This window comes from Amycolatopsis mediterranei (assembly GCF_026017845.1).
GTDB classification, from domain to species: Bacteria; Actinomycetota; Actinomycetes; order Mycobacteriales; family Pseudonocardiaceae; genus Amycolatopsis; species Amycolatopsis mediterranei.
Genome location: NZ_CP100416.1, coordinates 4,831,253 through 4,852,732 on the forward strand (window position 1 = coordinate 4,831,253; position 21,480 = coordinate 4,852,732).

The window sequence follows — 21,480 nt, forward strand, 5'->3', positions numbered from 1 at the left end:
AATCCGCGATGACAGAAGGAATCCAGACGAACGTCGGCGCGATCTCCGCCTACTCCAAGCAGCTGCCGTTCTACGAGCAGGAGGCGGACAAGTTCGGCGCCAAGATCGACGCCGCCGACGTCACGAACGAAGCATGGGGGCTCGTCGGCCTCTTCGCGAAGCAGGGCTACACCGACCGCCTCGCCGAGCTGCGTTCGCTGCTCACCGATCTCAAGGACGGTGTGGACGGGTTCACCACCAAGCTCACCAAGGCCGCGGAGATGTACCAGGGCGCCGAAGACGCCGGGAAGGTCACCTTCGGCCGGTACGAGGCGGAAATCGACGCGATCGGGCAGGGCGAATGACCGAGCCGAAGAAGAGCATCGCCGACGCGCTGGACGTCGGGGCCTACGACGAGAGCACGGGCGCCAACCTCGACCGCGCCGCCGGGTACGTGCCGGTGGCCGGCACCGCCTACAAGGCCGGCAAGAAGATCGGCGAGCACGCCCGGCAGGCCGCGGAGGCCGACGGCCCGGGTGAGCTGGCGTCCGCGGGGGCCGCGCTGGTCGGCGACGGCGCGGCGTTCGTCGGCGCCGCCGCCGGCGACATGGTCACCTTCGCGATGGACCCGATCGGCTGGCTGGTCAGCCACGGCCTGAACATGCTGCTCGAGCTGGTCCAGCCGCTGCAGGACGCGCTGCACCAGGTCACCGGCGACGGCCCGGCGATCGGCCACGCCTCGGAGAACTTCGTCACGATCGCGCAGGGCTTCGTCGCGCTCGCCGAAGACTTCGAGCGCACCGGCGACACCGCGCTGGCCGAGTGGGTGGACGAGGCGGGCAGCGCCGCGAAGGAAGCCCTCGGCGACTTCTCCTCCGGCATCCGCGGCATCGGCTCGGCCGCCGGTTCGGTGGCCGAGGTGCTGCAGATGTGGTCGATGGTCATGGTGGTCATCGAAGAATTGATCAAGGGGATCATCACCGAGCTGGTGTCCTGGCTGATCACCCTGTGGCTGCCCGCGCTGGCCGCGTCGGTGATCAGCTTCGGCGGCTCGGTCGCGGCCGCGATGACCGCGTCGATCGCCAAGGCGGCCAGCGTGCTGCAGAAGGTGACGCGCTACCTCGGCAAGTTCGGCAAGCTGCTCGACACCTTCATGGAGTTCCTGGTCAAGTACTCCGGGAAGCTCGAGGTGTTCACCCGCAAGCTGCGCGTCGGCGTGATGCCGGGCGAGACGAAGTTCGGCTTCGGTGCGGCCGCCCAGGGCTGGCAGCCGAGCAACCGGGCGCTCACGACGATGTTCGGCACTTCGGCCGGCGTCAAGCCGTTCCTCGCCGGCGCGGGCGTGAAGGCCGCCACCGGGGCGGGCAAGGGCGCGTTCGCCGAAGGCAAGGAAGCCGTCACGGCCGAGGGGGACGAACCGTGGTTCGACAAGAGCGCGATCGGCGGGGACCGGAGCCCGGAGGAGACGCGCAAGGACCTGGACATTTGAGCGGGTTCGCCGAGGGCGTCGAGCGCTGGGCCGAGGAGACCCGGGTCCGGCCCGGGTTCCGGGAGGGGGTCGAGGCGCTGCTGCGGGACCGGTGGCGCGAGCCGGTCATCGTGCTGCACCTCGGCGACACCGACGTGGGCTACGACGTCCCCGGCCGCCGCCGGGACGGCACGGTCGAGGGCAAGCGGCTCGTCCGGCGGTTCTTCTGGAACATCCTGCGCGGGATCGGCGCCGCGGTGTTCGGCGTGTTCGCCTTGGCGCACGGCGAACGGCCGGGACTGCCGTTCCAGCGGGTGATCGGCGTTTCGGGCCCGGAGAACGCGATGGCGCTCGACCTGGCCGACCGGCTCGGGTCCGTGCAGGGCGCGTGGCTGGCGTGCTCGCCGTCGTGCCTGGCGGTGGTGGACACCGGGCCGACCTCGACCGACCCGGCCGACGCGCCCCCGCCGCGGATCGTCTGGGAAGCACGCAAGCCGCAGGCACCGGAGCTCAGCTTCCGCAAGAGCACGCTGACCTGGCCGGACGGCTCGATCTTCCGGCTCCCCGTGCAGAGCCGCACCGAACAGCAGCACCTGCGGAAGTTCGTCGAGTTCCCGGACGTCATCCACTGGAACGGCCGCTGAGCCGGTGCTGGTCCTCGCAGGCGAGGCGGGCCCAGACGACCTTGCCGTCGTCGTGGTGGCTCACGCCCCAGGCGAGGGCGAGTTCGTCGACGAGCAGCAGGCCGCGGCCCCCGGACCGGCTCGGCACCCGCAGCCGCGGTTCGCCGGTACCGGTGTCGGCGACCGCCACCGTCACCTGGCACGGGTCGTGCGTGACGTGAAGCCGCAGCTGCCGGGGGCCGTTGGCGTGGACGTAGGCGTTCTCCAGCAGTTCGCCGACCACGATCACGGCGTCGACCCGATCGGCGTCGGCGAGCGAAGCCAGTTTGGCCTGGGCCCACCGGCGCGCGGCGACCAGCCCCGAGGGATCCGCTCCGGCGACGTCCAGCACCTGCCAACCCGGCTCGTGGGCCGCACCCCAGTTCACCTGCACCGTGTGGCTCCTCCTTCTCCGGAGGGCCTACCCGGGAAACCGGCCGATACTCGCCCGGCCGTCGGAAAAAGGCTGCTACGGAAGCCCGATCCGCCAGAGGAACGCCGCGCGCAGAGCCTCGATGAGGGCTTCGTCGTCGACTTCGCTGGGGCGCTCGCCCATCGGCAGCCAGAGGCGTTCGTCCGGGACGCCGGCGATGACGCGGGTGAGTGTGACACCCGGATAGGCGAACGTTTCACGATCGCCGTCGAAATCGGAGACGACGACGTGCCGGGCCTCCGCCCGGACGAGCACCTGCCGCTGGTCGTTCATGTCGCGCGTCTTCCCGGAACCGAAAGTCTTGCCGCCGTCCAGCATAGCCACGCAAAGCGGCGAGCACCTTCGGTCGAACAGCGGATTCTCGTTCACGTCAGCTCAAGAACCACTGCGCCCCAACATCTCCGCTGGCGGGCGTCCGCCGGCTAGAACTCCAGCTGCTCGGTCTTCCGCGGCATCAGCAGCAACGCCCCGACCGACAGGACGGCCACCGCCAACAACCCCAGGAACACGTAGTGCGTCGCCTCCGCCAGCGCCCCGCGCACGAACGTCGTGGCCGGCGAATCGGCCGCGTGCCCACCCAGCACCAGGCTCGTCGCGTCGACCGACGGCGGCAGCGGCCCCACCCCCGCGGGCGGCGAAGCGAACCGCGAAGCCAACGTCGCATTCGCGATCGCCCCGAACACCGCCGCCCCCACCGCGCTGCCCAGCGACCGGCTGAACAGGTTCGTCGCCGTCACCACGCCTCGGCGGTCCCAGCCCACCACCGACTGGATCGCCACCAGCGTCGGGCTCGCCGCCAACCCCAGGCCCACCCCGAGGACGAACGCCGCGAACGCCGCCCCCCAAAGCGACGAACCCGCGTCCAGCATCGCCACCAGCACGCCGCCGGCGATGATGAACACGCTGCCGATCAACGCCGTGTCGCGGAAGCCGATGCGCAGGTAGATCTTGCCCGCCAGGGACGCCGAAATCGGCCAGCCGACCGTCAACGCCGCCACCGCGAACCCCGCCACCAGCGCGCCCGCGCCGAGCACCCCCTGCGCGTACGTCGGCAGGTACGACGTCAGGCCCATCAGGACCGCGCCGACCACCACGGCCACCAGGTTGCCGCCCACCAGGACCCGCCGGGTGAACACCCACAGCGGCAGCACCGGCTCGGCCGCGCGCTTCTCCACCAGCACGAACGCCACCAGCAGCACCGCGCCCGCGACGAAGATCGCCACGCCCGGCAGCGAGCCCCACGCCCACGCGACGCCGCCCTCGAGCAGGCCGAGGATGACCAGGGAACAGCCCGTGGTGAGCAGCGCCGCGCCCAGGTAGTCGACCTTGTGCGGCTTGCGCTCGACGCGCTCGGCGAAGTTGCGGAACAGCATCAGCGCCGCGATCGCGCCCAGCGGCAGGTTGATGAAGAAGATCCAACGCCAGTCCAGGTACTCGGCGAAGACGCCGCCGAGCGTCGGGCCGACCACCGAAGCCACGCCCCAGACGCTGGCCACGTAGCCCTGCACCCGGGCGCGTTCCTCCACCGTGTACAAGTCGCCGATCACCGTCATCGACATCGGCTGGATCGCCCCCGCACCGATGCCCTGGACCGCGCGGGCGGCGATCAGCACCGGCATGCTCCACGCCGCACCGCACAGCACCGAGCCGACCAGGAACGCCGCAATCCCGAAGAACATCACCGGCCGACGGCCGAGAACGTCGGCGAACTTGCCGTAGAGCGGCACCGTCACCGCCTGGGTGAGCAGGTAGATCGAGAACAGCCACGGGAACTGCGCGAAGCCGCCGAGGTCGCGCACCACCGACGGGACGGCGGTCGCGATGATCGTGCTGTCCAGCGCGACCAGCGCGACGCTGAGCATGACCGCGATCAACACCGGGCCGCGTTCGGACCGGAAGCCGACCCCCCTCGTGGCGGCGGATGTCGTCATCGGCGGGGTGCTCCTCGGGACGGTCATGACCGGAGTCAACTGCTTTGCAGTCCTAAGCATTCCATCCCGGCGGCACCGGCCCCAGCGAATTTCCCGGCGCCCGTGGCGCAAGATGGACAGGATGAGCGACTGGATCCGGCCGATCGGGCGGGGCTGGGTGGTCCGCGACGCGGTCCCCGGCCCCGACGTCGACGAGTTCGCCGAGCCCGAACGCGTGATCGCCGCGCTGGCCGCACCCGGCGCCGCCGACAGCCTCCTGGCCGTTCAGCACCCCGCCCGCACCCCCGCGGCGCTGGCCCGCGGGCTCGGCCTGACCGCCGCCGTCCCCATCGCCCGTGCCGCGCTCGAACGGCTCCGCAAGCGGTCCTACCGGCCGGTCGGCGACGTCGTCGCGCCCTACCGGATCGAGGGGCCGGACGGCGTGGCGCTCGGCCTGCTCTGCCTGGTCGACCCGGCGGCGGTGACCGACGACGGCACCGCGCGCGTCCGCCACACCGAGGACGTCTACCCCGACGTCGTCGCCGAACGGGCCGCGGTGCTCGCCGGCCTGGGCTGCGCGACCAGCGCGGCCCTGCTCGTCCCGGCCGCCGGCGGCGCGGAGCTGACCGAGCAGGTCGAGCAGGCGTGCGCCGGGCTCGGCCTGCCCGATCTGTCCACTTCGGACGCGGCCGGCCGTCGCCACGACCTGTGGCTGGTGCCCGCCGGACCGCTGCAGAGCCGGCTGCTGGCCGCGGTCGCCGGCACGGACCTGCTGGTCGCCGACGGCAACCACCGCGTGGCCGCCGCGGCGGCGGCCGGGCACGGCGCGCTGCTCGCCCTGGTCACCGCGGGGCCGGCCCTGGAGATCGGCGCGATCCACCGCGTCCTCACCGGCACCGGACTCGGCCCGGAAGACCTGGTGTCCCGTTGGTGCGAGGCCGGCCTGGACGTCCGCTACGACGAGCACGCCGTGCCGGTCACCGGCGAGGTCGTGGTGCGCGCCGGCGCGGCGGTGCTGCGGATCCCGCTCCCGGCCGTGGCCGGGCCGCGGCCGGTGATCGACCACGAAGTCGTCGAGCAGGTCCTGTTCGCCCACGCGCTCGGCGTCGACCCCGACGGGCCGTGCGTCCGCCCGCTCCCGGCCGGCCGCCCGCTGCCGCCGGACGCGGACGCGGTGGTGCTGCTGGCCCCGGTGAGCTACGCCGACGTCCTCGCCGTGCACGCGGCCGGCCGCCGGATGCCGCGGAAGGCCACGTACTTCACGCCGAAGCCGCGCAGCGGGCTCGTGCTGGCGGAGCTTTAGCGCCCGTCCCACCAGCTCAGGACCCGGGTGGCGAACAGCGTCAGCCACTTCGACGGCCGCCCGGCCGGGACGTCCACCGCGAACCACGCCCGACCGGAATCGGTCCGCTGCTGCAGCCACGTCCCGTCGGCCTGCCGGGCCGCGCGGACCAGGGCGATCGCCTTGGCCGGCCGCTCGTCCGGGCGGCCCGCGTCGCGGAAGCAGGACGTCGCGGTTTCGAACGCGAGCAGGCCCTTGAGCGCGTTGAGCGTCGAGTGGACGGACGAGTGCGTCGAGCCTTCGACCCACGCGCAGTTCCAGCCGCCGTCGGGCATCCGGTGCTCGACGAACCACTCGGCGATCCCGGCGACGTCCGCGCCGAGCCACACCCCGTTGGCGAGGGTCCAGGCGTTGATGCAGCAGTCGACTTCGCCACCCCAGTACGGCAGGTCGTCGTACTCCCAGCGGCAGTGCCGGTCGAGCAGTTCGGCCGTGCCGTGCAGGACGGCGGCGTCGAGGCCCCATTCCCGGAGGGCGTTCAACGTCCACGTCGTCGCCGTCCACGGCTGGTCCTCGTCGCCGCGGTAGCCGGCGGGGAAGAACGCGCCGCCCGCCCACCGGCCGTCGGGGTCCTGCGCCGCCAGCAGGCGGGCACCGAACCCCTCGGACGCGATCCGCGCCCGGGTCGCTTCCCAGACCTCCGGTGGTTCGCCCGCCAGGTCGCGCTCCACCTGCCGGCGCAGGGCCGGGTCGGTGTCGCGCAACCAGGCGAGCAGGTCCATCAGGCTCCGGTGACGCCGTCGATGGCCTCCCGCAGGAAGTCCGCGTGGCCGTTGTGCCGGGCGTACTCGTGGATCATGTGCAGCATCACCAGCCGCAGCGAGACGTCCTCGCCCCAGCGCGGCTGGTACCCCGTGACGTCCAGGGACTCGGCCGTCTCTTCGATCTTGCGTGACTGCTCGACCTCGGCCTGCCACGCCTCGAAAGCTTCCGCGCGCGTGGACGAACTCGCGTCGTAAGCGGCCTGGAAGTCCCCTTCGGACGACCACCGCAGCGGGATGTCCTCGGCGTTGATCACCCGCCGGAACCAGGTGCGCTCGACCTCGGCCATGTGCCGGACCAGGCCGAGCAGCGAAAGCGTCGACGGCGGGCTCGACGCCCGGCGGAGGTCCTCGTCGGACAGTCCGTCGCACTTCATCGCGAGGGTGGCGCGGTGGAAGTCGAGGAAGGTGCGCAGCATTTCGCGCTCGCCGCCGGTCAGGGGCGGTGCGGGGCGTTCGGTGGTCACGAAGGAGTGTGTATCACGACGGGCTCTGTCTTTCGCCAAGGAAGTGTCGTACCTGTGATTTAAGCTCGCGCGGTGGACTTGCCCGTCATGCCGCCGGTGCGGCCGATGCTCGCGAAAGCCGTGCACGAGGTGCCTCGTGACCCGGGGCTGCTGTACGAGCCCAAGTGGGACGGGTTCCGCTGCGTCGTGTTCCGCGACGGCGACGAGATCGAACTCGGCTCCCGCAACGACCGCCCGCTGACCCGCTACTTCCCGGAGCTGGTGGAGCTGCTGGCCGCCGCGCTGCCGCCCCGCTGCGTCGTGGACGGCGAGATCGTGCTGGTCACGCCGGCCGGGCTCGACTTCGAGGTGCTGCAGCTGCGGCTGCACCCGGCGGCTTCCCGCGTGCGCAAGCTCGCCGAGGAGACGCCGGCCAGCTTCATCGCCTTCGACCTGCTCGCCCTCGGCGACACCGATCTCACCGAGGAGCCGTTCCGCGAGCGGCGCAAGCAGCTCGAAAGCGTGCTGTCCACGGCCGCCGAAGGGCTGCAGCGCGTCCACCTGACCCCGCTGAGCGACGATCCGGCGCAGGCGGAGGACTGGTTCACCCGGTTCGAGGGCGCGGGCTTCGACGGCGTCATGGCCAAGCCCGGCGACCTGCCGTACGAGCAGGACAAGCGCGTCATGCTGAAGGTCAAGCACGAGCGCACGGCCGACTGCGTCGTCACCGGCTTCCGCTGGCACAAGGACGGCGCCGGCGTCGGTTCGCTGCTGCTCGGGCTGTTCGACGACGAGGGTGTCCTGCACCACGTCGGCGTGGCCAGCAGCTTCACCAAGGCGCGGCGGGCCGAGCTGGTCGACGAGCTGGCGCCGCTGCGCGAGAACGCGCTCGAAGGCCATCCGTGGCGCAACTGGGCCGAGTACGAACCGCAGCCCGGTCGCCAGCCGGGCGCCAACAGCCGGTGGGCGCCGCAGAAGGACCTCTCGTGGGAGCCGCTGCGCCCGGAATGGGTGGCGGAGGTCCGCTACGAGCACCTGCAGGGCGGCCGGTTCCGGCACGGCGGGCGGCTGGTCCGCTTCCGGCCCGACCGCACCCCGGAGTCCTGCACGTACGCCCAGCTCGACGAGGCACCGCCCGCCGAGCTCGCGAAGCTGTTGGGGGAGGCGCGGTGAGCGGGGCGGTCCTGCTCGACGTCGACGGCGTCGAGGTCAAGATCAGCAGTCCGGACAAGGTCTACTTCCCGGAACGCGGGGAGACGAAGCTCGACCTCGTCGAGTACTACCGGGCGATTTCCGGGCCGCTGCTGGCCCGGCTCGGCGGGCGTCCGCTGCTGCTGGAGCGCTACCCGGACGGCGCCGGCGGCAAGAACTGGTTCCAGAAACGCGTCCCGAAGGGCACGCCGCCGTGGCTGACCACCACGGTCGTCTCGACGCCGAACGGCACGACGAGCGACGCGCTGGTGGCGAAGGACCTCGCCCACCTCCTCTGGGCGGTGAACCTCGGCTGCCTCGGCTTCCACGTCTGGCCCTACCTCGCCGACACGCCCGAGGTCACCGACGAACTGCGCGTCGACCTCGACCCGTCGCCCGGCATCGGCTTCGACGAGCTGCGCGAAGCCGCGGTGCTGACCAGGGAGTTCCTGGCCGAACACGGCATCGAGGGCCACCTGAAGACGTCGGGTTCGCGCGGGCTGCACCTCTACGTGCTGCTCGAGCCGCGCTGGGACAGCTTCCAGGTGCGGGCGGCCGCGGTCGCGCTGGCGCGGGCCCTCGAACGCCGGCACCCGGAGAAGATCACCGCGCAGTGGTGGAAGGAAGAACGCGGCTCGCGCGTGTTCGTCGACTTCAACCAGAACGCCCCGCACAAGACCGTGTTCGGCACCTGGTGCGTGCGCCCGCGGGTCGGCGGCCAGGTGTCCACCCCGATCGGCTGGGACGAGCTGGACACCGTCGAGCCCGACACGCTGACGCTGAGCACGGTGCCGGCGCGGGTCGCCGAGCGCGGCGATCCGTGGGCCGGGGCGGGGGAGCGGCCGCAGTCGATCGAGCCGCTGCTGGCGATGTCCGAACGCGACATGGCGGACGGGCTGATGGACGCGCCGTGGCCGCCGGTGTACCCGAAGATGCCCAACGAGCCGCCTCGGGTGGCGCCGAGCCGCGCGAAGAAGGCGTGAGGCAGGCTGTCAGAGCCTGGGCGCAACCGGGTCGGCGCCGGACGGTGTCACCGCGGTGGCGGCCCGAGGCGGCGGTGGAGCTGGCTCCACGCGGTGAGCGCCACCAGGGCGGTCAGCCCGAACACCGCCGCGGACCCGAGGCCCGCGGCCGCCGCGCCGGCCAGCGGTGAGGCGACGGTCTGGCCGGCGCCGAGCCCGGCGAACGACCACGTGATGCCCCGGGCGGGCCGCGCCGGGAAGAGGCGGGCCGCCCAGAGGATGCACAGCCCGGTCAGCGCCATGTAGGTGCTGCCGAACAGCGCGCCGGAAAGCAGGGCGACGGGCACGCCCGGATCCGGCAGGGCGAGCAGGGCGATGCCGGTCGCGGAGAGGGTCCACGTCGCGAGGTTGACCGTCCGCAGGCCCACGCGCTCGGCCGCCCGGCCCGCCAGGCCGCCGAGCAGCCCGGCCACGCCGATGGCGGCCCAGCAGCAGGTCGCGGCCACCGGGCTCAGCCCGGCTTCGGCGAGCCGGGAGCTGGAGAACGTCCAGTACGGCGCGCTCGTCACGCCGATGAGGACGGAGTTGACCACGAGCGGGACCATTCCGCCGCCGGGGCCGGACGCCGCCGGGGCGTCACCGGGCCCGGGTGACCGCGGCAACGTCCGCCACGCGATCAGCGTCACGGCCACGCCGAGGGCGGCGAACGCCGACCAGATCACCGGCCAGCCGAACGCGAGCAGGGGAGTGAACGCCGATGCGGCCAGCCCCAGGCCGGTTCCGGTGTTGGCCCAGGTCTGCGCCCGGTCGCGGGTGCGTGCCCCGGCCGTCTCGCCGATCAGCTGGGCGACGCCCGGCGAGACGAGGCCCGCGCCGGCCCCCGCGACGGCGATCCCGGCGCCGAACACCGCGACGTGCGGCGCCAGGGCCATCAGGCCGAGCCCGAGCGTCGCCGCCGCGGCGGCCAGCAGCACGGTGCCGCGCGCCGACCGCGCGGACGTGCTCGGGGCCAGCAGCAACCCGAGGCCGTACCCCGCGGTGGACACGCCGCCGAGCACGCCGACGCCGACCGTCGTGAGCCCGAACGTCTCGCTGAACCGCGGCACGAACGGCCCGAACGCGTAGCGCGCGAACCCGTAGCAGAGGGCGATCACGACCGCGCCGATCGCGGCCGTGGACCACCAGCGGTCCGTCTTCGTCTGCATCACCACTTCATCCACCAAACAGACAGGTCTGTCTGGTGTCAAGCGATGGTACGATCACTGCAGGTAGAGACCGATACCGATCTGTTCGGAGGAGTGCGGTGGCCCGAGCCCGTCCCGGTGATGCGGGCACGAAGGTGCTCAAAGCCGCTTCGACGCTGTTCTACCGCGACGGCATCCACGCCGTCGGCGTCGACACGGTGGCGGCCGAAGCCGGGGTGACGAAGGCGGCCCTCTACGGCAACTTCGGGTCCAAGAGCGGGCTCGTCGTCGCGTACCTGCGGGAGCGTGACCGGCGGTGGCAGGAGGAGGTCGACCGGATCACCGCCGCGCACGCCGATCCGCGGGAGCGGGTGCTGGCGGTGTTCGATGCCTACGAAGCCTGGTTGTCGCGCGACGGCTACCGCGGCTGCGCCTTCCAGAACGCGGCTTCGGAGTTCCCCGACCCCGCCGACCCGGTCCGCGAAGTGGTCCGCCACCACAAGACCGCGTTGCACGGCTACCTGCGGGCGCAGCTCCGGCGCGGCGACCGCGGCGACCCCGAGCGCGCCGACGCCCTGGCCGACGAGCTGATGCTCCTGCTGGAGGGCGCCACGGCCACGTCGGTGGTCGCCCAGGGCCCGCAGCCGTTCGAGACCGCGAAGCGGCTCGCGCGGACGTTGACCGCTTAGATCCCCAGATCGAGGGCGAGCTGGCTGCGGTCCTCGCCGACGCCGGACAGCGTCGCGACGCACGCCGGGCACGGCGCGAGCTCGGACGTCGGCAGGTCGACGGGCTTCCAGCTGCGGGACTCCCGCTCCCCGCAGGCCGAACGCCGGTAGCGGAGGTCGCCGGAGCGGGTCATCAGGTGGGCCAGGGGGACGTCTTCGGGCAGCACGCCGACCAGGTACCAGCGTGGTGCGCTCACCGCGGTGGTCGTCATGGCGGCCAGTGTCCGTCGGGGTGGCCGGGATCCGAGCGCATTTGCCGATCTTCGGCGTGGCGGCCCTCAGGCCTCGTCAGGCAGGTAGCGCAGGACGTGCAGCAGGCCGCGCTCGTCCACGGTGGTGGGGTCATCGGCCCGGCACCGGTCCAGGTCGGCGAGCACGGCGTCGGTGTCGATCCCGGCGCCGATCAGCACCAGCTCGGTCCGCCGCGGCTCGCCCGGCGGCCAAGCCGACCGCTCCAGCTGGACGAACCCGCCGACGGTGTGCAGGTGGAACCGCGATTTCGGGCCGGCGGGGCCGAAGTCGGCCTGGCCCTTCATCCGGTAGAGCCCGGCCGGCCGCCGCTCGAGGAACTCGACGAAGGCCCGCGGCGCGAGCGGGGTCGCGGCGGTGAACGTGACCGTCTGGTACTCGGCGTGCAGGTGCCGCGAGTGGTCGTGGTCGTCCTCGCGCAGGTCGTCGAACGACAGCTGGCCGGCCCGCTCGCCGCGGGGTTCCGGGTCGAAGAACAGCCGCGGGTCGACCCGCCCGTGCTCGGTGACCAGCAGCGGGCGGCCCGGCGCCAGCTCTTCGACGGTCGCGGTGAGCTTCGCGAGCGCCTCGGCGGACACCCGGTCGGCCTTGTTCAGCACCACGAGATCGGCCAGCCGCAGGTGATCGGCCAGCTCGGGGTGGCGCTCGCGGGCGGCTTCGAACTCGGCGGCGTCGACGACCTCGGCGAGCCCGCCGTAGCGGATGTCGGGGTTTTCGCTGGCGATCATCAGCCGGATGAGGTCGCGGGGCTCGGCGATGCCGCTGGCTTCGACGACGATGACGTCGATACCCGCCTCGGCGCTCGACAGCTTCGCGAGCATCGCGTCCAGCCTGCTGGCGTCCACGGCACAGCAGAGGCAGCCGTTGCCGAGGGAGACCATCGTGTCGACCTTGCCGGCGACGGCGAGCGCGTCGACGTTCACCTGCCCGAAGTCGTTGACCACGACGCCGACCCGGGCGCCCTCGCGGTTGGCGAGCAGGTGGTTGAGCAGCGTCGTCTTGCCCGCGCCGAGGAACCCGGCGACGAGGACCACGGGGATGCGCCTGGCGTGCACGAAACCGTCCTCCCTCTTTTGCCGATACCGCGACTCTAACGTGGGCGCGCGTACACGGGTGCCAGGCCCCGGTGAAGGCCGCTCGTCGAATACCCACGAAAAGACGCAGGCGGCCGGGCGATAAAGGATCACGCGGATTTCACCGTGGGAAGTGATCGATTGACGGAAAACGCGCAGCGCCATGCCCGAATAACGCTTGGTAGCAGTTGTTTTTCGGATCAGGCCTGCGTGTGCCGGTATTCCGCGATCGCCGTGACGGCGTTCCCGAGTGGCGGAGCCCGCCTCGCGGAACGTGGGGTATCCTCCCTCGCCTGGCCGGATTTCCCAGGGCAGTGGGGACTTTCGGCCAGCAGTGTTGTCGGCGACTCTCGGAGGAACGGTGGACCTTTTCGTCGGGCTGCAGATCGCGATTTCGGAGAGTGGGGAACCGCGGTGACCGTTACACCCGAGCGGGTGACGCCCTCGCTACCGCTTTACCCACAGCGCGTCTCGCGGGAGCAGAACGTCAATTCCGCGGAAGCGGAGGAATTCCTGGACCGGATGTTCGCCGAAGGCGCCGCGGAAGAGGGCGAGCGGTTCGAGACCCGGCTGGCCGCGGTGCGCGCGGAAATCCAGGAAACCGGCACCTACCGCCACACCCCGGCCGAGCTGGCGTACGGTGCGCGCGTCGCGTGGCGCAACTCGGCGCGCTGCATCGGCCGGCTCTACTGGCGCAGCCTGCGCATCCGGGACCGGCGCCGGGTCACCGACCCCGCCGCGATCGCCGGCGAGTGCGTCGCCCACCTCCGGCAGGCCACCCGGGGCGGGCGGATCCGGCCGACGATCACCGTCTTCGCCCCGGACACGCCGGACACACCGGGCCCGCGCATCCACAACGAGCAGCTCATCCGCTATGCCGGGTACCGCCTCGAAGACGGCTCGGTCCTCGGCGACCCGCGCTACGCCGAATTCACCGAGCAGGTGCGAAGACTCGGCTGGCGGCCGCCGGAGCGAAGAGGGTCCTTCGACGTCCTGCCCCTGCTGATCGAGGCCGCGCCCGGCGAGCCGCGGCTGTTCACCCTGCCGCCGGACGTCGTCCTGGAGGTCCCGCTGACCCACCCCGACCACCGCTGGTTCGCGGGGCTGGGGCTGCGCTGGCACGCCGTGCCCGCGATCAGCGACATGCCGCTGGAGATCGGCGGCGTCACCTACCCGGCCGCACCGTTCAACGGCTGGTACCTCGGCACCGAGATCGGCGCGCGGAACCTGGCCGACGAGGGGCGCTACGACCTGCTGCCGGTGATCGCCGAGCTGATGGGCCTGGACACCGCGTCCGAGCGCACGCTGTGGCGCGACCGGGCGCTGGTGGAGCTGACGCTGGCGGTGCAGCATTCCTTCGACGCCGCCGGGGTCACCATGGCCGACCACCACACCGAATCGCACCGGTTCCTGTCCCACCTGGAACGCGAGGAGCGGGCCGGGCGCCGGTGCCCCGCGGAGTGGAGCTGGATCGTGCCGCCGTTGTCCGGCGGGCAAACCGCGGTTTTCCACCGCTACTACGACGAACCTGACCCGACGGAGCGGCCGGCGTTCCTGGCGCCGCCGTGAGGGCTGCGGAGAGTAGCGTGCGAGCGCCCGTTCGGCGGATCGTGTGCAGTCCGCGGGGCAATCCGGTCCGCGAGGGCCGACAATGGGGTGCATGACCGCAGTCCTCGTCGCCTACGCCGGGCGTCACGGCGGAACCCGGCAGATCGCCGAGGTCATCGCCGCCGAGCTCGGTGAAGCGGGCCTGACCGTCGACGTGCGCGACGCCGCCGACGTGGCCGGCGTCGAGCACTACGCCGCGGTCGTCGTCGGCAGTGCCCTGTACTACCACCGGTGGCGGCCGGAGGCCGTCCGGCTGCTGGAACGCAACGCGCGGGCGCTCGCCGAGCGTCCGGTGTGGTTGTTCCACAGCGGACCGTGCGGCCCCGGCGCGGCGACGCACCAGGTCAGCCTGCCGGCGAACGTGGCGCTGCTGGCCGCGCGCATCGACGCGGAACGCACGGCCACCTTCGGCGGCCGGCTGGACCCGGCGATCGTGCACGGCCTGATCCCGAAGCTCGTGGCGTCGGGCCGGCGCACCGGCGACTTCCGCGACTGGGACCGGATCAAGGCGTGGGCCCGGGACGTCGGCCGCCGGGTCCGCATCCGCGTCGCGCACTGATCCCCTTGCCCGCCCGGGGTGGTGGGTGCTAAACCGGGCCTGAGGTCTTCCGGTGGGAAACCGACGGAACGGGGCGAAGGTGACGGATCGACCGGGCAGGAAAGCGCTTACCTCCGACCAGCGCAACGCGTTCCTCGCGGCGCTGCTCGGCTGGAGCATGGACTCGTTCGACTACTTCCTCGTCGTCTTCGTCCTGGCGGACATCGCGAAGGACAAGTCGTTCGGGGCGACGGCCACGCAGCTGGCGTTCATCACGACGGCGACCTTGGTGATGCGCCCGGTCGGCGCGCTCCTGTTCGGTCTGTGGGCCGACCGGGTGGGCCGCCGGATCCCGCTGATGGCCGACGTCGTGCTGTACTCGGTGGCCGGCCTGCTGTGCGCGTTCGCCCCGAACTACACGGTGCTGCTGGTGCTGCGGTTCGTCTACGGCATCGGCATGGGCGGCGAGTGGGGGCTGGGCGCGGCCCTGGCGATGGAGAAGATCCCGGTCGAGCGCCGCGGCTTCTTCTCGGGCCTGCTGCAGGTCGGCTATTCGATCGGCTACCTGCTGGCGGCGCTGGCGTACCTGCTGTTCCACTCGGCGTTGGAGCTGCCGTGGCGCTGGATCTTCGTGTTGAGCATCTTCCCGGCGCTGATCAGCCTGCTGATCCGCGCGCGCGTCCGCGAGTCGGAGGTGTGGGAGACCGCGCGCGAGAAGCTGAAGGTGACGCGGACGTCGGTGAAGGACATCCTGCTGAACCCGAAGGTGATCCGCCGCTTCGGCTACCTGATCCTGCTGATGACGGCGTTCAACTGGATGAGCCACGGAACCCAGGACGTCTACCCGAGCTTCTTGAAGGCCCACGACAACGGCGGCGCGGGCCTGAGCGCGGCGACGAGCACGTGGATAGCGGTGCTGTACAACATCGGAGCCATCATCGGCGGCTTGACGTTCGGGACGTTGTCCGAGCGCCTGGGCCGCCGCCGCACGATCGTGGCGGCGGCGGTGTTGGGACTCCCGGTGATCCCGATCTTCGCGGTCGACCACGGCGCCGGCATGCTGGCGCTGGGGTCGTTCCTGATGCAGATCATGGTCCAGGGAGCGTGGGGAGTGATCCCGGCGCACCTGACGGAGATGTCCCCCGACGCCATCCGCGGCTTCTATCCGGGCGTGACCTACCAGCTGGGCAATCTGCTGGCGGCATTGAACCTGCCGATCCAGCAGGCGATCGCGGAGTCCCACGGGTACACGTCGGCTCTGGTGTGGACGGTGGTGCCGGGGTTGATCGCGGTAGCGGTGCTGACGGCGATCGGGAAGGAAGCGAAGGGGATCAAGTTCGGCGAGTCCGCGGTGGCGACGGCACCGGCGGGTTCGAAGTAGCGCGGGCTCGGAGGTCGGTAGCCGCACCGGCTTCCGACCGCCCGGCGCGGCACCGGAGCGGGGACCCGGCCGGGGTGCGGGTCCCCGTCCGGTTCAGCTGCAGTGCTCGAACTGGCTGTCGTAGACCTGGCCGCCGGCCGCGCCGCCCCACTTCACGCACTTGTCCGCCGCCGTGGCCTTGACCGGGCCGGCGAAGTAGGAGAACGAGCCCGAGTCGGTCTGCCGCGCCGAGCCCTTGACCTCCAGGTAGGCCGCGGTCGCGGTGGCCGTCCCGGCGGAGGCGTTCTTCATGGTGCTGACGCAGTTCTGGCCGTTGGCCGCGTTGTACGACAGGTACACCGTGCCGGCCGCGCCGCCGGTGCCCAGGGGCGCCGAGTCGATCACGCTGTAGCCGCCACCGCAGGCCGGGGCGCCGAGCGCGGCGTCACTGACCGCCGCGAAGCGGATCGCGTCGTAGGGGTGCTCCGTGGGACCCACCTCGAACAGCACCCCGACCGACGACTGCGACAGCTGCACCATGTCCGAGTACGCCGCGCCCTGCCCCCACACGAGCAGGCTGCCGGCGGTGCCGGTCCAGTTGGCGCCCTCGTCGAACGACGAGTGCACGCGCAGCCCCTCGCGCTCGCCGCAAACGGACGGTGCGGCGAACAGGATCCGGTTGTACTTGCCGCCGGTGTCGGTGGCGCTCATCCGGGCCGTCGAGCCCTCGACCGTCGGCGCGACGAGGTCGGTGGCGAAGTCGAACTTCGAGCTGAACGTCGCGCCGTCGTCCGAGCTGATCGCGAAGGCGCGGTTGTGCGTGCCGTCCTCGAGGCACTTGTTGCCGTCGTTCGCCTGGTTGCGCGCGGCGGCGTAGATCCGGCCGTCCCGGAGCTCGGTGACGCTGATCTCCTGCGGGTTCATCGCACTCGTCGTCGGCTTGTCGGTGGCGCCGAGGTGCCAGGTGCTGCCCTTGTCGTCGCTGTAGACCAGCGCGCCGATGTTCGAGTAGCTCATCCCGGCGACGAGCCGGCCCTTGTGCGCGCCGCGCGTCAGCACGATCCCGTGGGACGGCCCGGTGGCCAGCCAGCCCGGCGCGGCCGAGAAGCCGAGTTCCGTGGTCAGCGTCTTCGGCGCGCCCCACGTCTTCCCGTTGTCCTCGCTGATGGACACGCGCGGGATCCGGCCGCAGTCGGGATTGGTGTAGCACTGCATGGTCGACAGCAGCACGATCCGGTCGCTGCCCGGGATGACGATCGGTGCGGGGTTGCCCTTCGTGTCCCCGAACGCCGTGATGACGGTGTTCAGCGCGCCCCACGTCTTGCCACCGTCGGTGGAACGCTTCATCACGAGATCGATCTTGCCCAGGTCGGCGCAGGCGTGGGCGCCGCCGTTGCGGCCTTCGGCGAACGCGAGCAGGTCGCCGTTGTTCGCTTTGACGATGGTGGGGATGCGGTAGCAGTCGTGGCCCTCGGTGTCCTTGTTGAACACCAATGTGCTGGCCACGTCGGCCTGCGCGGTCGCGGCGCCGATGGCCGCCGGGACCGCCAGGGCGGCGCACCCCAGCAGGCCGGCCAGCAGGCCCTGGGCGAGTCGGGTGATCTTCACGGTTCGTGCTCCCTACGGATTCGTTCAACGTCTCGTCAGCAGCGTCGACGCGTCCCGTACAAGAGGAGTACAACCGCACGTATAACGACCTATACGTGTCGGGCAGGCAAATTTCAGGTGAACGCGGCCAGGGTGCCGAACCCGGTCGCCAGCACCAGAAGCGTAGACAGGAACCCCAGGAGCAGGGCTCGGCCGCCGCCGCGCAGCAGCGCGCCGAGCCGGACGGCGCAGCCGAGGCCGAACAGCGCGCCGGCGAGCAGGAGTGTCGACGCGATCTTCGCGACGTCGAGCACGAACGCGGGGACGAGCCCGGTGCTCCGGACCGCGACCATCGCGAGGAAGCCGAGGACGAACAGCGGCACCAGCGGAGCGTGCGTGTCGCGGCGGCCGCGTTCGGTGGCGCCGACGAGCGCGACCACCGGGGCGAGCAGCACGACGCGGCTCAGCTTCACCACGACGGCGATCCCGACCGCCGCCGCGCCCGCGGGCCCGGCCGCCGCGACCACCTGCGCAACCTCGTGCACCGAGATCCCGGCCCAGCTGCCGGTCCGGGTCGCGTCCAGGCCGAGGGCGCGAGCGAGCAGGGGGAGCGCGGCCAAGGCGAAGCTGCCGTAGCAGGTGACGAGCGCGACGGCGGTGGCGACGTCTTCGTCGTCGCGCTCGATCACGCCTTCCACCGCGGCGATCGCCGACGCGCCGCAGATCGAGAAACCGGTGGCGACCAGCAGGGCGAGACTGCGCGGCACCCGGACCAGCCGGGCGAGGCCGAGCGTGCCGAGGAAGGTGACGGCGACCGTCAGCACGACCGCGGCCAGCGTGCCGGGGCCCAGTGCGAGCACGGTGGGGAGGGCGAGCTGGAGCCCGAGCAGGACGACGCCCGCGCGCAGCAGGCGTTTCGTCAGTCGGGCGACGGCCACGCGCTGCTCGTCGGTCAGGACGGGCGTGCTCCCGACCGTGACGCCCAGCACGACCGCGACCGTGAGCGCGCCCACCACCGGCCAGGCGGAGCTGAGTGCGTACGCCGCGGCGACGCCGAGCCCGGTGATCGCGAGGCCGGAGGTCTTCGCCGTCGTCAGTGCCATACCTGCAGCCTCGTCGCCCGCGGGCGTGCGCGGTAGCCGGCAGTGTGTGGTCAGGTCATAGACTGAAGCTATGACCGGACCGGATCTGGACTCGTTGCGCCTGCTGGTGCTCGTCGACGACCTCGGCAGCATCGGCCAGGCGGCCGCCGCACTCGGCATCGCCCAGCCGTCGGCCCGCAAACGATTGTCCACTTTGGAACGACAGCTGGGACTGTCCCTGGTGGACCGGACCCGGCGCGGCTCGGCGCTGACCCCGGACGGCCGGGTGATCGCGGGCTGGGCCCACCGCGTGCTGGCCGAAGTGGACGGACTGCGCACCGGCGCGGAAGCCCTGCGCACCCAGCGCGGCGCGCAGCTGCGGGTGGCGGCGAGCATGACGCTCGCCGAGCACTTCGTGCCCGCCTGGATCGGCGAGGTCAAGCGGAGCGGGCCGGATACCTACGTCGGGCTCGAGGTGGTCAACTCCGAGCAGGTCGCCGACCTCGTCGCGCGCGGGCGGGTGGACCTGGGGTTCGTCGAATCGCCGGGGCCGTGGCCGGGCCTGGCCACGCGCCGCGTCGCGGCGGACCGGCTCGTCGTGGTGGTCCCGGCCGGCCACGCCTGGGCCCGGCGCCGCCGTCCGTTGCGGGCCGAGGAGCTGGCCGCGACGCCGCTGGTGGTGCGGGAGCCGGGCTCGGGAACGCGTGAGACCGTCGAGGCGGCGCTGCGCCGGGCGGGAGCGGGCCCGGTGAAGCCGTTGCTGGAGCTGGGATCGGCTTCGGCGGTGCGCAACGCGGTGATCGCCGGCGCCGGGCCGGCGGTGATCAGCGACCTCGACGTGGTGCGCGAGGTGGCCGGGCGGCGGCTGGTGCCGGTGCCGGTGGAGGGCATGGAGCTGGCCCGGGTGCTGCGCGCGGTGTGGCCGGCGGGCCGGCGCCTGACGGGTCCGGCGGCGGAGTTGCTGACGCTGGCGGTGAAGTCCGGTTCTTAGCGCGCCGAAACCGTGAGGCCGGCCGCTTCCGGGCTGGTCAGGTGCGCCTCCAGCGTCCGGCACGCGGAGGCCAGGAGATCGTTGTCGTCGGTCGCGCGGGTGGCCAGGGCCACCTGGCACGGCTCGATGCCTTCCAGCGCAACGATCGTCACGTCGCGCCGGAGACGGCTGAACCGGACCCCGGCCGGGACGATCGCCGCCAGCTGGCCCGCGGCGATCAGTTCGAACTTCTCCTCGAACTCCCTGACCAGCGGGCCGTCCGGAGCCCGGCTGCCGTCCGGGCGCGGGTCGATGCGCCAGAACGCGTTCCACTCCGGGTCGTCGACGCGGGGGAGCGGCTCGTCCGCGATGTCGGCCAGCGTGACCGACGCCCGGCCGGCCAGGCGGTGGTCCGCGGACACCAGCAGCACCCGCTCTTCGTCGTAGAGCACGGTGACGCGCAGCCCGTCGGCCCGCAGCGGCAACCGCGTGACCGCGATGTCCACCCGGTGCTCCAGCAGTGCGGCCCGGGTTTCGGTCCAGCCCAGGTGCCGGGTCAGCACCTCGGCCTCCGGATGGCGGCGGCGCAGTTCGCGCACCGCCGGCGTGACGAACAGGTTCGTCCGGTAGCCGATCGTGAGGCGGCTCGGCGCGGCCGCCGCGCGGGTGCTCTCCGCCGCCTGCTCGGCCGACTGCAGCAGCGCCTTGGCGCGCGGCAGGAACACTTCGCCCGCTTCGGTCAGCCGCGTGCCCTGCGGCGTGCGGTCCAGCAGGCGCGCGCCGAGCTGGCCTTCGAGCCGGCGGATCTGCCGGCTCAGTGACGGCTGCGTGGTGTGCAGCGCGGCCGCCGCGCGCCCGAAGTGCCGGTGCTCGGCCACCGCCGTGAAGTACCGCACCAGCCGCAGGTCCAGGTCCGCCATGACCGCAGTCTACCTGCGGTGATGCCTGAAGCGTATCGCCCGATGAGAACCAGGCTTTGGACGTCCGCGCCGCCGCGGCCCAACGATGGAAGCACCATCGGCCAACCACGAGGAGTACGAAAATGCGGGTGTTCGTCACCGGTGCGACCGGGTTCGTCGGCAGCGCCGTCGTCCGGGAACTGCGGGAAGCGGGGCACGAGGTGCTCGGCCTCGCCCGCTCGGACGACAAGGCCGCGGCGCTCGCGGCCACCGGCGCCGAGGTCCGGCGCGGGAACTTGACCGACCTGGACGGCCTCCGCGCGGCAGCTGCCGAAGCGGACGCGGTCGTCCACACCGCCTACGTCCACGACGACTTCGCCGATCTCACGGGCGCCGCCGCGACCGACCGCGCGGCGATCGGCGCGTTCGGCGAAGCGCTCGAAGGATCCGGGAAGGCGCTGATCATCACGGCCGCGACCGGCCCGGTGGCCCCGGGGCGGATGGCCACCGAAGAGGACGCGGCCGACCCGGCGTTCCCGCGGTCGGCGTCGGAGACGGCGGCGCTCGCGCTGGCCGAGCGGGGGGTGCGCGCGTCGGTGCTGCGGCTGCCGCATTCGGTGCACGGCGAGGGCGACGGGCACGGGTTCGTCCCGGCCCTGATCCGGCTCGCGCGCCAGACGGGGGTGTCGGCCTACCCGGGCGACGGCACGGGTCGCTGGGCCGCGGTGCACCGGTTCGACGCGGCGCACCTGTACCGCCTGGCCGTCGAGGCGGCGCCGGCGGGCGTGCGGCTGCACGCGGTCGGCGACGAAGGCGTGCCGCTGAAGGTGCTCGCCGGCGTCATCGGCGAGCGCCTCGGGCTGCCGGTGCGTTCGGTGACCGACGTCGCAGGTCACTTCGGCTGGCTCGCGCACTTCGCCGGGCCGGACACGCCGGCGTCGAGCGTGCTGACCCAGAAGCGGCTCGGCTGGCTGCCCGAATGGCCCGGCCTGTTCGCCGACCTGGAAGCCGGGCACTACTTCGGCTGACCTCCTTGCCGTCGATCGAG

23 protein-coding genes are annotated in these 21,480 nt (G+C 72.4%); 12 read left to right on the forward strand and 11 right to left on the reverse strand.

The annotated features are described in order from the left end of the window. Nucleotides 1-8 precede the first annotated feature (8 nt). Genes ISP_RS22210 through ISP_RS22220 form a run of 3 tightly spaced genes read left to right on the forward strand, consistent with a single transcriptional unit; the run spans nucleotide 9 to nucleotide 2,091 of the window. A complete protein-coding gene (locus ISP_RS22210; RefSeq protein ID WP_013225988.1) occupies nucleotides 9-344 on the forward strand; it encodes a hypothetical protein in 336 nt (111 codons plus the stop codon). Next, nucleotides 341-1,468, forward strand: coding sequence for a hypothetical protein (locus tag ISP_RS22215; protein ID WP_013225989.1), 1,128 nt, complete (start codon nucleotides 341-343; stop codon nucleotides 1,466-1,468). The genes ISP_RS22210 and ISP_RS22215 overlap by 4 nt, the downstream gene beginning before the upstream one ends. Then, on the forward strand, nucleotides 1,465-2,091 hold the full coding sequence (locus tag ISP_RS22220) for a hypothetical protein (protein ID WP_013225990.1): 627 nt from the start codon (nucleotides 1,465-1,467) through the stop codon (nucleotides 2,089-2,091). Before ISP_RS22215 ends, ISP_RS22220 begins: the two co-directional genes overlap by 4 nt. Here the strand turns inward: ISP_RS22220 and ISP_RS22225 are convergent. The 3 genes from ISP_RS22225 to ISP_RS22235 form a co-directional block, all read right to left on the reverse strand. Next, nucleotides 2,069-2,503 carry an ATP-binding protein gene (locus ISP_RS22225; protein WP_013225991.1) on the reverse strand — a complete coding sequence of 145 codons (435 nt, stop codon included), beginning with the start codon at nucleotides 2,501-2,503 and terminating at the stop codon, nucleotides 2,069-2,071. The genes ISP_RS22220 and ISP_RS22225 overlap by 23 nt on opposite strands. A 75-nt stretch (nucleotides 2,504-2,578) precedes the next feature. Beyond that, on the reverse strand, nucleotides 2,579-2,860 hold the full coding sequence (locus ISP_RS22230; protein WP_013225992.1) for a hypothetical protein: 282 nt from the start codon (nucleotides 2,858-2,860) through the stop codon (nucleotides 2,579-2,581). Nucleotides 2,861-2,964: 104 nt separating this feature from the next. Continuing rightward, nucleotides 2,965-4,473 carry an MDR family MFS transporter gene (locus ISP_RS22235; protein WP_013225993.1) on the reverse strand — a complete coding sequence of 503 codons (1,509 nt, stop codon included), beginning with the start codon at nucleotides 4,471-4,473 and terminating at the stop codon, nucleotides 2,965-2,967. A gap of 121 nt (nucleotides 4,474-4,594) precedes the next feature. Between ISP_RS22235 and ISP_RS22240 the strand changes: the two genes are divergently transcribed. Further along, nucleotides 4,595-5,755: a DUF1015 family protein gene (locus tag ISP_RS22240; RefSeq protein WP_013225994.1), complete on the forward strand. Its 1,161-nt coding sequence runs from the start codon at nucleotides 4,595-4,597 to the stop codon at nucleotides 5,753-5,755. Here the strand turns inward: ISP_RS22240 and ISP_RS22245 are convergent. Both ISP_RS22245 and ISP_RS22250 read right to left on the reverse strand, forming a co-directional pair. Continuing rightward, the gene (locus ISP_RS22245) at nucleotides 5,752-6,516 is read right to left on the reverse strand and encodes a prenyltransferase/squalene oxidase repeat-containing protein (protein WP_013225995.1); all 765 of its coding nucleotides are present in this window, start codon (nucleotides 6,514-6,516) and stop codon (nucleotides 5,752-5,754) included. The genes ISP_RS22240 and ISP_RS22245 overlap by 4 nt on opposite strands. Next, nucleotides 6,516-7,022: a DinB family protein gene (locus ISP_RS22250; protein ID WP_013225996.1), complete on the reverse strand. Its 507-nt coding sequence runs from the start codon at nucleotides 7,020-7,022 to the stop codon at nucleotides 6,516-6,518. Before ISP_RS22250 ends, ISP_RS22245 begins: the two co-directional genes overlap by 1 nt. Before the next feature lie 72 nt (nucleotides 7,023-7,094). Here ISP_RS22250 and ISP_RS22255 point away from each other — a divergent pair, with 72 nt between their 5' ends. After that, complete coding sequence (locus ISP_RS22255; protein WP_176742235.1) at nucleotides 7,095-8,174, forward strand: ATP-dependent DNA ligase; 1,080 nt, start codon at nucleotides 7,095-7,097, stop codon at nucleotides 8,172-8,174. Continuing rightward, nucleotides 8,171-9,175, forward strand: coding sequence for a non-homologous end-joining DNA ligase (gene ligD, locus ISP_RS22260; RefSeq protein ID WP_013225998.1), 1,005 nt, complete (start codon nucleotides 8,171-8,173; stop codon nucleotides 9,173-9,175). The genes ISP_RS22255 and ligD overlap by 4 nt, the downstream gene beginning before the upstream one ends. Nucleotides 9,176-9,222: 47 nt before the next feature. On the opposite strand, the gene ISP_RS22265 is transcribed toward ligD, so the two are convergent. After that, the gene (locus ISP_RS22265; RefSeq protein WP_230468892.1) at nucleotides 9,223-10,359 is read right to left on the reverse strand and encodes an MFS transporter; all 1,137 of its coding nucleotides are present in this window, start codon (nucleotides 10,357-10,359) and stop codon (nucleotides 9,223-9,225) included. Nucleotides 10,360-10,457: 98 nt separating this feature from the next. Between ISP_RS22265 and ISP_RS22270 the strand changes: the two genes are divergently transcribed. Continuing rightward, on the forward strand, nucleotides 10,458-11,027 hold the full coding sequence (locus ISP_RS22270) for a TetR/AcrR family transcriptional regulator (protein WP_013226000.1): 570 nt from the start codon (nucleotides 10,458-10,460) through the stop codon (nucleotides 11,025-11,027). Here the strand turns inward: ISP_RS22270 and ISP_RS22275 are convergent. After that, complete coding sequence (locus ISP_RS22275; protein ID WP_013226001.1) at nucleotides 11,024-11,278, reverse strand: hypothetical protein; 255 nt, start codon at nucleotides 11,276-11,278, stop codon at nucleotides 11,024-11,026. The two genes, ISP_RS22270 and ISP_RS22275, sit on opposite strands and share 4 nt — an antisense overlap. A 66-nt stretch (nucleotides 11,279-11,344) precedes the next feature. After that, nucleotides 11,345-12,370 carry a CobW family GTP-binding protein gene (locus tag ISP_RS22280; protein ID WP_013226002.1) on the reverse strand — a complete coding sequence of 342 codons (1,026 nt, stop codon included), beginning with the start codon at nucleotides 12,368-12,370 and terminating at the stop codon, nucleotides 11,345-11,347. 432 nt (nucleotides 12,371-12,802) lie between these two features. On the opposite strand from ISP_RS22280, the gene ISP_RS22285 reads away from it, so the two are divergent. From ISP_RS22285 to ISP_RS22295, 3 genes are all read left to right on the forward strand, one after another. Continuing rightward, complete coding sequence (locus ISP_RS22285) at nucleotides 12,803-13,957, forward strand: nitric oxide synthase oxygenase (RefSeq protein WP_071831729.1); 1,155 nt, start codon at nucleotides 12,803-12,805, stop codon at nucleotides 13,955-13,957. A gap of 91 nt (nucleotides 13,958-14,048) precedes the next feature. Continuing rightward, entirely contained in the window at nucleotides 14,049-14,555 is a 507-nt protein-coding gene (locus ISP_RS22290) for a flavodoxin domain-containing protein (protein ID WP_013226004.1), read from the forward strand. A gap of 79 nt (nucleotides 14,556-14,634) precedes the next feature. After that, on the forward strand, nucleotides 14,635-15,915 hold the full coding sequence (locus tag ISP_RS22295) for an MFS transporter (protein WP_013226005.1): 1,281 nt from the start codon (nucleotides 14,635-14,637) through the stop codon (nucleotides 15,913-15,915). 93 nt (nucleotides 15,916-16,008) lie between these two features. On the opposite strand, the gene ISP_RS22300 is transcribed toward ISP_RS22295, so the two are convergent. Both ISP_RS22300 and ISP_RS22305 read right to left on the reverse strand, forming a co-directional pair. Further along, nucleotides 16,009-17,502, reverse strand: a complete 1,494-nt coding sequence (locus ISP_RS22300; RefSeq protein ID WP_013226006.1) for a sialidase family protein — start codon at nucleotides 17,500-17,502, stop codon at nucleotides 16,009-16,011. A 113-nt stretch (nucleotides 17,503-17,615) separates the two neighbouring features. Further along, the gene (locus tag ISP_RS22305) at nucleotides 17,616-18,584 is read right to left on the reverse strand and encodes a YeiH family protein (RefSeq protein ID WP_013226007.1); all 969 of its coding nucleotides are present in this window, start codon (nucleotides 18,582-18,584) and stop codon (nucleotides 17,616-17,618) included. A 70-nt stretch (nucleotides 18,585-18,654) separates the two neighbouring features. Between ISP_RS22305 and ISP_RS22310 the strand changes: the two genes are divergently transcribed. Continuing rightward, on the forward strand, nucleotides 18,655-19,554 hold the full coding sequence (locus tag ISP_RS22310; RefSeq protein ID WP_013226008.1) for a LysR family transcriptional regulator: 900 nt from the start codon (nucleotides 18,655-18,657) through the stop codon (nucleotides 19,552-19,554). Here ISP_RS22310 and ISP_RS22315 read toward each other — a convergent pair. After that, nucleotides 19,551-20,453, reverse strand: a complete 903-nt coding sequence (locus ISP_RS22315; protein ID WP_013226009.1) for a LysR family transcriptional regulator — start codon at nucleotides 20,451-20,453, stop codon at nucleotides 19,551-19,553. The two genes, ISP_RS22310 and ISP_RS22315, sit on opposite strands and share 4 nt — an antisense overlap. A 122-nt stretch (nucleotides 20,454-20,575) precedes the next feature. On the opposite strand from ISP_RS22315, the gene ISP_RS22320 reads away from it, so the two are divergent. After that, complete coding sequence (locus ISP_RS22320) at nucleotides 20,576-21,460, forward strand: SDR family oxidoreductase (protein ID WP_013226010.1); 885 nt, start codon at nucleotides 20,576-20,578, stop codon at nucleotides 21,458-21,460. Nucleotides 21,461-21,480: the final 20 nt, after the last annotated feature.